Source organism: Nonomuraea sp. NPDC005501 (assembly GCF_040605905.1).
Lineage (GTDB): Bacteria > Actinomycetota > Actinomycetes > Streptosporangiales > Streptosporangiaceae > Nonomuraea.
In genome coordinates, this window is record NZ_JBEXDT010000006.1 from 36,981 (window position 1) to 50,890 (window position 13,910).

Below are 13,910 nucleotides of genomic sequence, written 5' to 3' on the forward strand. Positions count from 1 at the left end.
ACACGTGCGAGTCGGGAGATGTCAGTATCTCGGGGAGAGTCTCCGACGAAGGACACGTATGCGCCGTCCCGCCGCGCTCGCAGCCGCCCTCGCGTTATCCACCGTCTTCTCCCCCCTCGCTTCCTTCCCCGCGCTCGCGTCCCCGCCGGCACCCACGCCCGCCCCGACGCCGCCGACGTACGAACTGGCCTCCCCGGAACCGGAGCCGGAACCGGAGCCGGAACCGGAGCCGGAACCGGAGGCAGAGCCGGAGCCGGACCCCGAGTCGTCGGGTGGCACCACGATCCAGGGCATCGCACCCCGGCCCACCACCGTGGCCACGCCCCTCACGATCTCCTCCGACCGGCTCACCGTCGATCTCGACCCGGCCTTCCCGCGCGTCCTCGGCTACACCGACCGCGCCACCGGGGCCACGCTCGGCGGCAGCACCGGCGTGCCCGCCGTGGTGGTGAACGGGCAGCCCTACGACGTCACCGTCCGGCAGGCCGGTCACGACGCCGCGAGCGCCCGCTACCGCCTCGCCTTCCCCGAGCTGCCCGGCGTGCGCCTGACCGCGAGCGTCAGCGTCCGCGGCCGGGTGACGACGTTCGCCGTCGACGAGGTCGCCGACACCGCCGCGTTCCGCGTCAACACGATCGACCTGCCCGGCCACGACCTGGTCTCGGTGGCGAGCGACCAGCCGGGCGCGGCCACCGCGTTCACCCGCCTCGACCCCGACTCCACCCGCACCGCTGACGTGTTCGCCGCCGTGACCGGGGCGACCCCGGCCGACGCCGCGCCGGTCGGCGCCACGTACGCCATCGTGAACACCGGCCGGCTGGCCGCCGCCGTCGAGTCCGACTCCAGCTACGACCGGCCGGCCGGCCCCACCGGCAAGGACGCCGCCCGCCTCTGGCACCAGGCGAGGAAGGACGCCGACGGCGCGGTCAGGGTCGGCGTGTGGAGCGGCCAGTGGACCCACCGGGCCACCGGCTCCCCGTTCACCGAGGAGCGTCCCTGGGCCAGGGTCGTGGTCACCGGCGACGCCAACGGCGACGGCGACCTCGACTGGCAGGACGGCGCCGTCGCGTTCCGCGAGATCGGCGTCAAGGCCCCGGGCGCGGACAGCACCAAGGACCGGGTCGTCACGCACATCCCGTTCAACTTCTCCAGCCAGGCCACCCACCCGTTCCTGCGCACCCTGGACGACGTCAAGCGCGTGTCCCTGGCCACTGACGGCCTCGGCCAGCTCGCCATCCTCAAGGGCTACCAGTCGGAGGGCCACGACTCGGCCCACCCGGACTACGGCGGCCACTACAACGAGCGCGCCGGCGGCCTGGACGACCTCAACACGCTGCTGAGAGCCGGCCGGCGGTGGAACGCCACGTTCGGCGCCCACATCAACGCCACCGAGGCATACCCGGAGGCCCGCGCCTTCGGCGAGCCGCTCGCCGACCCGAAGGCCAAGGGCTGGGACTGGCTCGACCAGGCGTACCTGATCGACCAGCGCGGCGACCTGACCCGCGGCACACTCGCCGCGCGGCTCAGACGGCTGCGCCAGGAGACCGACCCGAACCTAGCGCTGCTGTACGTGGACGTGTTCCGGCCGTTCGGCTGGGTCGCCGACCGCACCGGGCGCGAACTGCGCGAGCAGGGCTTCCAGGTGGCCACCGAGTGGTCGGACAAGCTCGAACGCTCCTCCCTGTGGGCTCACTGGGCGAATGACCTCAACTACGGCGGCGCCACCAACAAGGGACTGAACTCGCAGATCATCAGGTTCATCCGCAACGGCGAGAAGGACGTCTGGAACGCCCATCCCATCCTGGGCAACGCCCGGATCGTCGAGTTCGAGGGATGGACCGCGGAGAACGACTACACCGCCTTCTCCCGCAACATCTGGGAGAACAACCTGCCCGCCAAGTTCCTGCAGCGCCACCAGATCCTCGACTGGAACGCCGACGAGATCGTCTTCTCCGGCGGTGTGCGCGGCACCACGGCCGCCGGCCGGCGGCACCTGTACGCGGGCGGGCACGTGGTCCTCGACGGCGGCGCGTACCTGCTGCCGTGGGACGGGCGCCTCTACCACTACAACGCCGCCGGAGGCGAGACCACCTGGGACGCCGACCGGCCGCTGACCGTCTACCGGCTCACCGACCAGGGCCGGGTCCGGGCCGGGACCGTGACCCCGGTGGACGGCCGGATCACGCTGCGCGCCGAGCCCGGCGTGCCCTATGTGCTCCACCCCGGCCGCGCGCCCGCTCTCCCGGACCCCGCGTGGGGCGAGGGGAGCGGCGTTCGCGACCCCGGCTTCGGCGACGACCGGCTCCGCGCGTGGACGACCGGTGGAGCCGTCGGCGTCGAGACGAACGCGCTCGGCCACCGCGTCGCCCTGCTCGGCGGCGACGCCCCGGCGAGCCTCGAACAGCGGCTGACGGGACTGCGTCCCGGCGTCCCCCACACCGTGTCGGCCGCCGTGGAGATCGAGCCCGGCCGCACCCGCCCGACCACGCTGGAGGTCACCGGCCCCGGCCTGCGCCGGAGCGTGACGCTCACCCGCTCGACGGCCAGGAACTACATCGCCTCCGACGAGAAGCACGACACGTTCTTCCAGCGGGTGCCGCTGCGGTTCACGCCCCGGGGGTCCTCCGTGACGCTCCGCATCGCCGCCGGTGCCGGCTCCGGCCGGGTGCGCGTGGACGACGTGCGGCTCATGCGGACCGCCGCGCCGGGGCCGGTGGAGACGTTCGAGTCGCCGGAGCCGGGATGGGGGCCGTTCGTCAAGGGCGACGCCGGAGGCGCCTTCGACGCCCGCACCCACCTGTCCGAACGGCACGAGCCGTACACGCGGGCGGGCTGGAACGGCAAGGCGGTCGACGACGTCATCGCCGGCCGGTTCTCGCTCAAGGCGCACGAGGAACGGCGTGGCCTGGTCTACCGCACGGTCCCGTGGACTGCGCGGTTCGAGCCGGGCCATGCCTACGAGGTGTCGTTCCGCTACCAGAGCGCGCTGGCCGGCGCCTACGCCTGGGTGACCGGGTACGACAAGGGCGGCGAGTCCGTCGAGACGCGCGGCACGCCGTTGCCGGAGCGGCGCGTCACGACCCGGTTCGCCGAGCGGGTGGTGGCCGGCTGCGGTGACGTGTGGGTGGGGCTGCGCTCGCTCCAGGCGGAGCAGGAGGGGGCCGACCTCGTCCTGGACGACTTCGCCGTCAGGGACCTGGGGGAGGCCCCCGAGACCGGGTCGTGCGGGCCGCCGACCGACACGCCGGGGTTCCAGCAGGGGGCGGGTGAGGTGACCGTCCGGTTCACCGGCCGCGAGGTCGTGCGGCGGGCGAGGTGACCGGCCGGTTCACCGGCCGCGAGGACGTGCGGCGGGCCAGGTACCGCGAGGGGCCGGCGCGCCGTACGAGCTGACGGCCGGCCTCAGTGGTGGCCGTTATGTCGAGCTTGTCGTGGACGACGGCGGAGACGGCGTGGGAAACGACCACGCCGACCGGGAAGGCACGCGTTTCCGCTGCTAGCCTGGATCAGGCCCGGACGTCGCGAAACTCCAGGCGGAGCCACCTTTCCGCCTTAACCGACGCTTATCGACTCCGTGATCGGATGGTCTCCGGGCAACCGCGCGCATCCCGGCGCGGCCGCAGCGTGGAGACGAGGAGAGGGCCCGTGATCGCGTCGTCTGTGTCACTGCCAGCGAGATCAGCGATACCCTTGGTGACGACCGCCGCCCGGCTCGTCCTGGGCGGGGTGCTGATCGCGGCCGGCTGGCTGAAGATCGGCAATCCGTCCGACAGCGTCGTGGCGGTCAAGGCGTACCAGCTGCTGCCCGACTCGGTCGCCACGACGGTGGGCTACGGCCTGCCGATCCTCGAGATCGTGGTCGGCGTGCTGCTGGTGGTCGGTCTGATGACCAGGGTGGCCGGGGTGATCGCCGCGCTGCTGATGCTGGCCTTCGTCTTCGGCATCGGCTGGGCGTGGGCCCACGGTCTGCGCATCGACTGCGGCTGCTTCGGCGGCGGCGGTCAGCTCGGCGTCGGGCAGGAGCCGTCCTACCTGCTCGACATCCTGCGCGACTTCGGCCTCGTGTTGCTGGGCGCCTGGATCGTCCGGTTCTCGCCGGGCGCCTTCGCGCTCGACTCGCCGCTCGGCCTGGCCGGCGACACGGGGCAGCGCGGGCCGGGCGACGGCGACCGCGCCGACACGGAGGGGGAGGCATGACCATGAGCAAGGGGGAGCGGATGAAGTCGGCACGCGAGAAGATCAAGGAACAGCAGGCCGTGGAGCGCGTGCGTGAGCGACGCCGGCGCACCATGACCTACGTCACCGTGGGCGTCGTCGCGGTGGCCGCCGTCGGGGCCGGCTGGCTGTACGCGGCGAGCAGGTCGCAGTCGGAGGAGGCCGCGAGCGGCACGCAGGCGCCGGTCACCGTGCAGCCCGACGGCTCGGTGGTGATGGCCATGGCGGGCGTCGACAAGCCCGTCCTGGACGTCTACGAGGACTTCCAGTGCCCCGCCTGCAAGCAGCTGGAGACGGTCAGCGGCCAGACCTTCAAGAACCTCGCCGCCGAGGGCAAGGCCAAGGTCGTGTACCACCCGATCTCGATCTTCCAGCAGGAGCCCACCAAGGGCAACTCCCAGCGGGCCGGCGCCGCCGCCCGCTGCGTCGCCGACGGCCGGCAGTGGCTGGCCTTCCACGACCTGCTCTACAAGAACCAGCCGTCGGAGACCGTCAAGGGCTTCACCACCAGCGACCTCGTGAGCTGGGGCAAGGAGGCCGGCGTCACCGCCTCCGGCTTCGAGCAGTGCGTCACCTCGCAGCGGCACGCCCAGGCCCAGAGCTCGTACAGCGCCAAGATCATCAAGGAGCAGAAGATCCAGGGCACGCCCACCGTGAAGCTCAACGGCACGGACCTGCCCAACAATGTCGCCTTCGCGCCTCAGCAGCTACGCGATCAGGTCACGAAGGCGGCCAAGTAGTCCGGTGTCCGCTACCCTCACCGACATGCCCCTTGCCTCGATTCCCAGCCCTGCCCAGGGGGTCTGGTATCTCGGAATCATCCCGATCCGGGCCTACGCCCTGTGCATCGTCGCGGGTGTGATCTTCGCCGTCTGGCTGAGCGAGCGCCGCTGGCGCGCCCGCGGCGGCCAGAAGGGCACGATCATCGACATCGCCGTGCCCGCGGTGATCTTCGGCCTCATCGGCGGCCGCCTCTACCACGTCATCACCGACTGGCAGACCTACTTCGGCGAGCGCGCGATCAAGCCCGCCTACAAGGCGCTGTTCATCTGGGAGGGCGGCCTCGGCATCTGGGGCGCGATCGCCCTCGGCGGCGTCGGCGTGTGGATCGCCTGCCGCCGCCGCGGCCTGTCGCTGAGTGCCGTTGCCGACACGGTGGCGCCGGGCATCGCGTTCGCGCAGGCCATCGGCCGCTGGGGCAACTGGTTCAACCAGGAGCTGTACGGCAGCCCGACCACGCTGCCGTGGGGGCTGGAGATCGACCAGATGCACGGCGGGGAGCCGGGGGTGCTCTACCACCCGACGTTCCTGTACGAGTCGCTGTGGGACCTGGCGCTGGGCTTCGGGCTGCTGCTGATCGGCAGCCGGCTCACGCTGCGCCACGGCCGGCTGTTCGCGCTGTACGTGGCGGGCTACACCCTGGGGCGGTTCTGGATCGAGGGGCTGCGGATCGACCCCGTGGGCGGGGTGGACCACGCCGTGATGTTCCTGGGGCTGCGCATCAACCAGTGGACCGCGCTCGTGGTCTTCGTCGGGGCGCTGCTCTACTTCTGGGCGACGCGCAACAAGGACGCCGTGGAGCACGTGGTCCCGCCGCAGGCCCACTCCCTCGAAGGATCCGCAGGGCTCGAAGGCGAGGACGGGCAGGCGGCGGACCCCGCCCACCCCGCCGATCAGGCGGACGAGACCGAGGCTCCGGCGGCCTCCTCCCCGGGAGACGACGAAGAGGCCGGCGGGGAGGCGGGCGGCTCCGCCCGTACGGGTGCGGTGGAGCCGGGGGAGCGCCCGGAGGGTAGCGTTGATCCCGAGGGCGAGCCGGAGGCGGAGGGGCCGGACCGGGCGCCCGGTGAGCACGCCAGGGCAGAGGAGAAGCACGCGCGATGACCGGACGCGCGGAGATCCACCACCAGCATCGCGACGTCACCGGCGGCTGGCTGCGGCCGTCGGTGTTCGGCGCCATGGACGGCCTGGTGTCCAACTTCGCGCTCATCGCCGGTGTCGCCGGCGGCACCTCCGACGCCAAGGTCGTGCTGCTGGCCGGGGGCGCGGGCCTCGCGGCGGGTGCGTTCTCCATGGCCGGCGGCGAGTACGTGTCGGTGGCCAGCCAGCGTGAGCTGGCCCTGGCCGAGATCGCCGTCGAGCGCCGCGAGCTCCAGCACAACCCCGAGGCCGAGCAGGCGGAGCTCGCCCAGGCCCTCGTCGACAAGGGTGTCCGGCCGGACACCGCCGCCGAGGTGGCCGCCCAGATCTCCCGCGACCCCGAGGTCGCCCTGGAGGTCCACTCGCAGAACGAGCTCGGCGTCGATCCCCACACCCTGCCCTCGCCCAGGGTGGCGGCCGTCTCGTCGTTCCTGTCCTTCGCGGTCGGCGCGATCCTGCCGCTCGTGCCCTACCTGTTCGGCGTCACAGGTCTGCTGCCGTCGGCCGTGGTGTCCTGCGTGTCGCTGTTCGCCGCGGGCGCCGTGGTGTCCACGGTGACGGCGCGCAGCTGGTGGTACACCGGCCTGCGCCAGCTCTTCGTCGGCGCGCTGGCCGCCGGGCTCACCTTCGCCCTGGGCAGCCTGATCGGGGCGTCCGGGCTGTGACCACCACCAAGCAGGCGCCGCGCAAGCGGCGCCGCCCGCCGCGCTCGGACTGGCAGCTTCCGCTGCTCACCGACCTGGGCCTCGCCCCCCAACAGCAGAAGATCATTGTGATCGTCGCCACGGTCATCGGCGTCGTCGCCGCCTCGTACGCGCTCGTCGTCGCCGTGACCTCGCTCGGCAGCGGCTACATCTCCAAGCGGGAGCCCGGCGGCACGGTCGGCGGCGACGCGCTGCTGCCGGCCACCTACCACGCCTGGGCCTCGCCCAAGCTGTTCGAGCCGGTCCTCGACCGGGCCAAGGACGCCAAGCCGCTCACCGACAAGGAGGTCTTCGCCCAGAAGACCCTCACTGGCGAGAAGAAGCTCACCCTCAAGCTGGCCGCGCACCGGCTCGACGCCGACTGCGCGGCCGCGGTGTGGGGCGAGGAGCTGCGCGAGCAGGTGGCCGACGCCGAGTGCAGCCAGGCCGCGCGCGGCCTCTACACCAGCTCCGACGGCCGCTACATCGGCCAGTACACCTTGCTCAACCTGCGCGACGGGCAGGCCGCCGGGCAGCTCGTCGACGCGCTCAACCTGGGCTACCGGGGCGGCTGGGTCCAGCCGCTGGCCGCCGGCGCGACCGCGTTCCCCCGGGGCGGCCACTCCGAGGGCGCCGGCTACGCGCTCGGCCACTACGTCGGCCTGGTGTGGCTGGCCAGGACGGACGGGTCCGAGCCGACCGCCAGGGACGACTTCGTCTCCCTCGCGCTGGCGCTGCGCGGCGCCGAGAAGGCCGTCTACCGGCGGGTCGTCACGATCACGGGACCGAGGTCCTGATGCGGCGCCGTCTCATCGTGGCGCCGGCGGCCGTCGCCGGGCTCGCGGTGGTCGCCGCCGGGGCCTGGCTCTGGCTCGGCCGTGACCAGCCCCGGCCGGCCGCGCTCCGCAGTGAGCGAACCTCCGCCCTGTACTCCGTCATCGACTCCCGCCAGGCCGACGCGCGGCCGTTGACGGTGGACGAGGTCTTCACCGCCGGCACCGCCACCCTCGGCACGCTGCGGCGCGTGTCGGCCGAGCAGCTCGACGACTGCGAGGACGCGGTGTGGGGGGTCTCCGCCGCCGGGTGCACCCAGGCGCTGCGGGCCACGTACGAGGGACCGCAGGGGGTGGCGGGCCAGTTCGTCATCTTCAACCTGGCCGACGGGCGGGCAGCCGACGCCCTGGTGGCGGCGCTCGGCAAGAAAGGTTTCGTCCGCCCGGCGGCGTCCTTCGACGCCGCCCGCAGCCGGGCCGCGGCGCGGGCGATGGGCCACTACGTCACGGTGAGCTGGGTGGGCACGTCGGAGGGCGGGAAGGGCGCGGACCTGGTGAGCGCGCTCATCTCCCTCGACCGGCTCGGCCACGTGGTCCAGTCCCGCGTCGTCGCCGCCGCCTGACGCACCCCGGGCCCTCCGGGGCTCTTACCCGGTCAGGTGGCCTCCGAGGACAGCTCCCGCGTGAGCGTGTCGAGGTCGGCGAGCCGGGGGGAGGCGTCGAGACGGGTGGCCGTGGCGACGAGGATGAGCTCCGTGACCGCGATCTCGTGGGTGAGGGGCGCGATCGGCCCGGCCGCCTCGCGGGGCAGCCGTACCAGCACCTCGGCCTCGTCGGCCAGCGGCGACTCCCAGGCGTCCGTGACCAGGATCAGCCGGGCTCCGCGCCCCCGCGCCGCCCGGACGAACCGGGCCGTGTCGGGGGAGTAGCGGCGGAAGTCGTAGGCGACCACCACGTCGGAGGGTCCCAGGTCGAGCAGGGCCCGTGCGCGGGCCGGGGGTGTCTCGGGGACGCGGCGCGCTCCCGGGCGGAGGCCGGCGAGCTGGCGGACCAGGTAGTCGGCGGCCAGCTCGCTCAGCGGCCCGCCCAGCGCCCACACGCCGCCCGCCGCGGCCAGCCGGGTCGCGACCGCGTCCAGCAGCGGCCCGGTCACCGCCGCCAGGGCGCCCTCCAGGCCGGCCCGCAGCTCGTCGGCGGCGCGGACGGGGTCGGGCGGCCGGGTGACGAACTCCCGCAGCCGTGACCGGTCCGCCTCCCGGGCGCCGGCCCGTACCGCGGTCTGGAACTCGGCGAAGCCGGCGAAGCCCAGCCGGCCCACCAGACGGGAGGCGGTCGGCGGGCTGACGCCGGCCCGCTCGGCGAGGGCGCGCAGCGAGCCGAGCGCCGCGAACGGATAGTCGTCGAGGATCACCCGGGCGATCGCCCGCTCGCCCGGAGGAAGCTCGGAATAGACCTCGCCGAGGCGGGCCGCCAGCGCGTCGGACTCCATGTTGACACATGTTACACCAGGCTCGATTTGGCCATGCAGATGAAACGAATGTTATGGTCCCGGGTATGAGCACCTGGCATGGACTGATCGACAGCGCCTACCGGCGCTGGCTCCCCGTCACCGACGACACCCCCTCCGTCTCCCTCCACGAGGGCAACACCCCGCTGCTCCGCTCCGCCCACCTGTCGGCGCTGACCGGCTGCGACGTGTGGCTGAAGGTCGAGGGCGCCAACCCGACCGGGTCGTTCAAGGACCGCGGCATGACCATCGCGGTCAGCCGGGCCGCCCAGGCGGGCGCCGAGCTGGTCATCTGCGCCTCCACCGGCAACACCAGCGCCTCGGCCGCGGCCTACGCCGCCCGCGCCGGGCTCGCCGCCGCCGTCCTCATCCCGCGCGGCGCCGTCGCGCTCGGCAAGCTCGGCCAGGCCGTCCGGTACGGGGCGCGCATCGTGGAGATCGACGGCACCTTCGACGACTGCCTGCGCGTCGCCCGCGAGCTGGCCGCCCACCACCCCGTCGCGCTGGTCAACTCCGTGCGCAACGAGCTGCGGCTGGCCGGGCAGCGGACCGTGGCGTACGAGATCGTCGACGCCCTCGGCGACGCGCCCGACCTCCACTGCCTGCCGGTGGGCAACGGCGGCAACATCACCGCGACCTGGCGCGGCTACCGGACCTACGCCGCCGAGGGCCCGGCCACGCGCACCCCTCAGATGTGGGGATTCCAGGCGGCGGGCGCCGCCCCCCTCGTCCTGGGCGCGCCCGTCGCCGAGCCCGCCACGGCGGCCAGCGCCATCCGCGTCGGCAACCCGGCCACCTGGGACGGCGCCGTCACGGCCCGCGACGAGTCCGGCGGCCTGATCGCCGCGGTGACCGACGAGCAGATCTTCGACGCGTACCGCATGATCGCCCGCCACGACGGCGTCTTCGCCGAGCCCGCCTCGGCCGCGGGCGTCGCCGGCCTCCTCGACCAGCACGAGCGCGGCAACCTGCCCGCGGGGCGGCGCGTCGTCATCACCCTCAGCGGCGACGGCCTCAAGGACCCGGACGCCTCCCTGCGGGACGGCTACACCTCCACGCGGACGGGGGCGGCGACGGGCGAAGTGGCCCGCGCCCTGAACCTGGCCGCCTGACCCGGTGCCCGGATAAAACCGCTTGTCGTCGGGAGAGCATGAGGAAACGCGCATTTTAGCCACCCCCACGTGTCGCCGGATGGGGCAAGGGGAGGAATTCCCACGCAGCGTCGCCCGCGTGAAAGGAATGCCGCCATGGGCCAGGATGCCGATGTGCTGATCATCGTGCCCGCGCCTCAGCAATTCCAGGACGCCACCGGCATCGCGTGGTGCACGGCGTCCGACGGCGACTCCGGTCTGGTCATCTCCGGCTTCAGCCAGGACGGAAAAGAGGTGGGGACCCTCACGGCGGGGTTCTCGGACGGCATCGAGCTGGTCATCGCCGAAGGCTCCGAGCAGACCACGCTCACGGGCAGCATCTCGGCGCCGCAGGGGTACACCTACGAGGTCGACGGCCAGGAGGTCGGGCAGTGGGGGAGCTTCTCCCTCCACAACACCGAGGCCGGCGGCAATCCGGCCTTCACGGAACTCCTCCAGAACTGGGCTTTCGTGGGCGACTCGTTCATCACCGTTGGATACGCGCTCCAGAACGAGAACATGCTGAGTTTCTCCTGCCGGGCGCTCGCCACGGGGATGCTGCTGGAAGGCGTCAGATTCATCATCGACCAGAACAACTTCCAGGAATGGAGCAGAATAGGGGACGCCGCCCTCACTTACCTCGGCAACGATTGCGGCTCCGCCTCCATGTGAGAATGCGCGGTCGATCCAGGCGGGGGGAGCGATGAAGGGGTACGACTTCGAGGGGCCGGCGCTGGAACTCGGCGCGCTGGTGCGTGCGGACGGCGCCGCCGATCCGGCGGAGCGGATCCGGATCCCCCTGAGCATGCTCAACCGGCACGGACTGGTGGCCGGCGCCACCGGAACCGGGAAGACCAAGACCCTCCAGCTCATGGCCGAGCAGCTCGCGGCCCAGGGAGTCCCCGTCTTCCTCGCCGACATCAAGGGCGACCTGTCCGGGCTCGCCTCGCCGGGCACGGCCTCCGACCGCGTCACCCGGCGTGCCGCCGAGGTCGGGCAAACCTGGCAGCCCGTGGCCTGCCCGGTGGAGTTCTTCTCGTTGGGCGGGCTCGGGTCCGGCATCCCGATCCGCGCCACCATGACCGCCTTCGGGCCGACCCTGCTGGCCAAGGTCCTCGGACTCAACGAGACGCAGGAGTCGTCACTCGGACTGATCTTCTACTTCGCCGACAAGCACGGCATGCCGCTGCTCGACCTCAAGGACCTGATCGCGGTCATCCGGTATCTGACCGCCACGCCGGAGGCGCTGAGCGGGATCGGCGGGCTGTCGGCGGCGACGGCCGGGGTCATCCTCCGCGCCTTGACCAACTTCGAGGCCCAAGGCGCCGAGGCGTTCTTCGGCGAGCCGGAGTTCGACGTGCGCGACCTGCTCCGGGTGACGCCGGACGGCCAGGGGACGGTCTCCGTCCTGGAACTGCCCGCCGTGCAGGACCGGCCGCAGCTCTTCTCCACCTTCCTGATGTGGCTGCTCGCCGACCTCTTCCACGAGCTTCCCGAGGTGGGCGACGCCGACAAGCCGAAGCTCGTGTTCTTCTTCGACGAGGCGCACCTGCTGTTCGACGACGCGTCCAAGGCGTTCCTGCAGTCGATCGCCCAGACGGTGCGGCTGATCCGGTCGAAGGGCGTGGGCGTGTTCTTCGTGACCCAGACGCCGAACGACGTGCCGGGCGACGTGCTGGCCCAGCTCGGCGCGCGGGTGCAGCACGCGCTGCGCGCCTTCACCCCGCAGGACGCCAAAGCGCTCAAGTCCACCGTCTCGACCTTCCCCGCCTCCTCCTACGACCTGGAGCGGCTGCTCACCGAGCTCGGCATCGGCGAGGCCGTCGTCACGGTCCTGTCGGAGACCGGCGCGCCGACCCCGGTGGCCTGGACGCGCCTGCGCGCCCCTCGGACGCTCATGGCGCCGTCGAGCCCGGACATGATCGCGAACGTCATCGCCGCCTCGCCGCTCCAGCAGAAGTACGGCACGGCGATCGACCGCCAGTCCGCCTACGAGATCCTCGCCGCGAAGCTGACCCCGGAGCGGCCCGCCGAGACTCCTGCGGCCCCCTCCGGCCAGACCGAACGCGAGCCGGAAGGGCAGCGGGAGCGGGAGGAGCCGAAGCGGTCCGTGCTGGACAGCGTGCTGGAGTCGAAGGAGCTCCGCTCCCTGGCACGGTCGGCGGCGTCCACCTTCGGCCGGGAGATCACCCGATCCATCTTCGGTACCGCCCGCCGCGGACGACGCTGAGCCGTGGTCTCACGTTCGCTCCGGTGCAGATCCCGAGGACGCACCGTCGAGCGTGGGAGCGAGGACGTCTTCGTCCCGGCCGACCGCCATGCGGATGACGTAGTCGGGCTCTCCCCGGCTCTCCGGCAGGAGCCGGACACGGCCGCCCCGATGGACGCCGTCGGCCCGTAGCGGACAGGCGGGACGGCGTCCCCCGATCCTGACAGCATCACCGGTATGAAAGGCGTCGCGGCCCTCGCCAACCCCCGCTTCCGGCTGCTGCTGCTCGGGCAGACGGCCGCGGTCATGGGCGAGCAGATGTTCGCCGTGGCGATCACCGTGTCGGTCCTCCACGCCGGTGGCGACGCGGTCTCGCTCGGGCTGGTCCTCGCCGCGCGCGGGATCACGCTCGTCGCCTTCCTCCCCGTCGGCGGCGTGTGGGCCGACCGGGTGCCGCGGCGGCGCCTGGTGATGGCGGCCTACGGCGCCCAGGCGCTCCTGGCCGGAGCGCTGGCCCTGCCCGCCACGCCCTCGATCTGGGGCGCGGCGGCCGTGGTCCTGCTGGCCGGCGCAGCGGAGGCGTTCATCCGGCCCGCGTTCAACGGGCTCCTGCGCGGCGTTCTCACCGACGAGGAGCGCGTCTCGGGCAGGTCGCTGGTCGGCGTGTCGATCCGCAGCGGCATCATGGCCGGACCGGCCGCGTGCGTGGGGCTGATCGCCGTGGCAGGGACCCGGGTGGCGTACGCGATCACCATGGTGATCTTCGCGGCCACGGTCGTGGCGCTCCGGTGGGTCACGGAGCCGCGGCGGATCCCGGCGCCCCGCGCGTCGTTCGCCGAGGACATCCGCGCCGGCGTCGCCGAGGCGCGGCGCCGCCCGTGGGTGCGTGCCATCCTCGTCTTCTCCGCGGTCAACCTGGTGTTCGTCCTGGCGCCGACACAGGTGCTGCTGCCCGTCGTGAGCACCGCCGCGTTCGGGTCGCCCGCCGTGTACGGGGCGGCGCTCACGTGCTACGGGATAGGCGGCCTGGCCGGCGGTCTGGTGACCCTGGCGTGGCGGCCCCGCGCCGTGGGCGTCGTGGCGTTGACCGCGATCGTCCTCTACGCGGCGGCGCCGCTGTCCCTGCTGCTCGCGCCGTCGCCGCTGCCGGTCCTCGCGGCGTACGCGGTCGCCGGGGCGGGGGTGGAGATCTACGCGATCCACTGGGAGGTCGCCCTGCAGCGCGAGATACCGGACCGGCTGATCGGACGGATCAGCTCGTTCGCCTGGCTGTGCAGTTTCGGGCTCATGCCGTTCGGCCAGGCGCTGACCGGGCCGCTGGCCCGGCTGGCGGGCCCGGACGCGGTGCTCGCGGGCGCGGCGGCCGTCATCCTCCTCGTGCCTCCGGCGCTGCTCCTGGTACGGGGCATGGCGCATTTCCGCACGCCCGGCGACATCCCGGACGTCGATCCCGTGAGCAGGTGACGGCCGCCG

At 72.9% G+C, this 13,910-nt stretch carries 12 protein-coding genes; 11 read left to right on the top strand and 1 reads right to left on the bottom strand.

The features are described 5' to 3' along the window. The first annotated feature begins 58 nt into the window (after nt 1–58). The 7 genes from ABZS51_RS05825 to ABZS51_RS05855 all read left to right on the top strand — a co-directional run bounded on the left by ABZS51_RS05825 (nt 59) and on the right by ABZS51_RS05855 (nt 8,214). Complete coding sequence (locus tag ABZS51_RS05825; RefSeq protein WP_355436881.1) at nt 59–3,319, top strand: endo-alpha-N-acetylgalactosaminidase family protein; 3,261 nt, start codon at nt 59–61, stop codon at nt 3,317–3,319. Between the two features lie 374 nt (nt 3,320–3,693). Next, entirely contained in the window at nt 3,694–4,197 is a 504-nt protein-coding gene (locus tag ABZS51_RS05830) for a MauE/DoxX family redox-associated membrane protein (protein ID WP_310709278.1), read from the top strand. Further along, nucleotides 4,194–4,955, top strand: coding sequence for a thioredoxin domain-containing protein (locus tag ABZS51_RS05835; RefSeq protein WP_355436883.1), 762 nt, complete (start codon nt 4,194–4,196; stop codon nt 4,953–4,955). Before ABZS51_RS05830 ends, ABZS51_RS05835 begins: the two co-directional genes overlap by 4 nt. A gap of 25 nt (nt 4,956–4,980) precedes the next feature. After that, entirely contained in the window at nt 4,981–6,099 is a 1,119-nt protein-coding gene (gene lgt, locus ABZS51_RS05840) for a prolipoprotein diacylglyceryl transferase (protein WP_355436885.1), read from the top strand. Then, nucleotides 6,096–6,800 carry a VIT1/CCC1 transporter family protein gene (locus tag ABZS51_RS05845; protein WP_355436887.1) on the top strand — a complete coding sequence of 235 codons (705 nt, stop codon included), beginning with the start codon at nt 6,096–6,098 and terminating at the stop codon, nt 6,798–6,800. Before lgt ends, ABZS51_RS05845 begins: the two co-directional genes overlap by 4 nt. After that, nucleotides 6,797–7,615 (top strand): hypothetical protein, encoded by an 819-nt coding sequence (locus ABZS51_RS05850; protein WP_355436889.1) that lies wholly within the window; start codon nt 6,797–6,799, stop codon nt 7,613–7,615. The genes ABZS51_RS05845 and ABZS51_RS05850 overlap by 4 nt, the downstream gene beginning before the upstream one ends. Continuing rightward, nucleotides 7,615–8,214 (top strand): hypothetical protein, encoded by a 600-nt coding sequence (locus ABZS51_RS05855; RefSeq protein WP_355436891.1) that lies wholly within the window; start codon nt 7,615–7,617, stop codon nt 8,212–8,214. The genes ABZS51_RS05850 and ABZS51_RS05855 overlap by 1 nt, the downstream gene beginning before the upstream one ends. A 32-nt stretch (nt 8,215–8,246) precedes the next feature. On the opposite strand, the gene ABZS51_RS05860 is transcribed toward ABZS51_RS05855, so the two are convergent. Then, nucleotides 8,247–9,080: a MurR/RpiR family transcriptional regulator gene (locus ABZS51_RS05860; protein WP_355436893.1), complete on the bottom strand. Its 834-nt coding sequence runs from the start codon at nt 9,078–9,080 to the stop codon at nt 8,247–8,249. A 65-nt stretch (nt 9,081–9,145) separates the two neighbouring features. Here ABZS51_RS05860 and thrC point away from each other — a divergent pair, with 65 nt between their 5' ends. The 4 genes from thrC (at nt 9,146) to ABZS51_RS05880 (ending at nt 13,901) form a co-directional block, all read left to right on the top strand. Beyond that, complete coding sequence (gene thrC, locus ABZS51_RS05865; protein WP_310709271.1) at nt 9,146–10,210, top strand: threonine synthase; 1,065 nt, start codon at nt 9,146–9,148, stop codon at nt 10,208–10,210. Between the two features lie 135 nt (nt 10,211–10,345). Then, nucleotides 10,346–10,900, top strand: coding sequence for a hypothetical protein (locus tag ABZS51_RS05870; RefSeq protein WP_355436895.1), 555 nt, complete (start codon nt 10,346–10,348; stop codon nt 10,898–10,900). Nucleotides 10,901–10,931: 31 nt separating this feature from the next. After that, nucleotides 10,932–12,458, top strand: a complete 1,527-nt coding sequence (locus ABZS51_RS05875; RefSeq protein ID WP_355436897.1) for a helicase HerA-like domain-containing protein — start codon at nt 10,932–10,934, stop codon at nt 12,456–12,458. A 216-nt stretch (nt 12,459–12,674) separates the two neighbouring features. Then, nucleotides 12,675–13,901: an MFS transporter gene (locus tag ABZS51_RS05880; protein WP_355436899.1), complete on the top strand. Its 1,227-nt coding sequence runs from the start codon at nt 12,675–12,677 to the stop codon at nt 13,899–13,901. Nucleotides 13,902–13,910: the final 9 nt, after the last annotated feature.

Coding starts and splice junctions, on each gene's coding strand:
- ABZS51_RS05825 (WP_355436881.1), top strand. CDS start 59: ATGCGCCGTCCCGCCGCGCTCGCAGCCGCCCTCGCGTTATCCACCGTC.
- ABZS51_RS05835 (WP_355436883.1), top strand. CDS start 4,194: ATGACCATGAGCAAGGGGGAGCGGATGAAGTCGGCACGCGAGAAGATC.
- lgt (WP_355436885.1), top strand. CDS start 4,981: ATGCCCCTTGCCTCGATTCCCAGCCCTGCCCAGGGGGTCTGGTATCTC.
- ABZS51_RS05845 (WP_355436887.1), top strand. CDS start 6,096: ATGACCGGACGCGCGGAGATCCACCACCAGCATCGCGACGTCACCGGC.
- ABZS51_RS05855 (WP_355436891.1), top strand. CDS start 7,615: ATGCGGCGCCGTCTCATCGTGGCGCCGGCGGCCGTCGCCGGGCTCGCG.
- ABZS51_RS05860 (WP_355436893.1), bottom strand. CDS start 9,080: ATGGAGTCCGACGCGCTGGCGGCCCGCCTCGGCGAGGTCTATTCCGAG.
- thrC (WP_310709271.1), top strand. CDS start 9,146: ATGAGCACCTGGCATGGACTGATCGACAGCGCCTACCGGCGCTGGCTC.
- ABZS51_RS05870 (WP_355436895.1), top strand. CDS start 10,346: ATGGGCCAGGATGCCGATGTGCTGATCATCGTGCCCGCGCCTCAGCAA.
- ABZS51_RS05875 (WP_355436897.1), top strand. CDS start 10,932: ATGAAGGGGTACGACTTCGAGGGGCCGGCGCTGGAACTCGGCGCGCTG.
- ABZS51_RS05880 (WP_355436899.1), top strand. CDS start 12,675: ATGAAAGGCGTCGCGGCCCTCGCCAACCCCCGCTTCCGGCTGCTGCTG.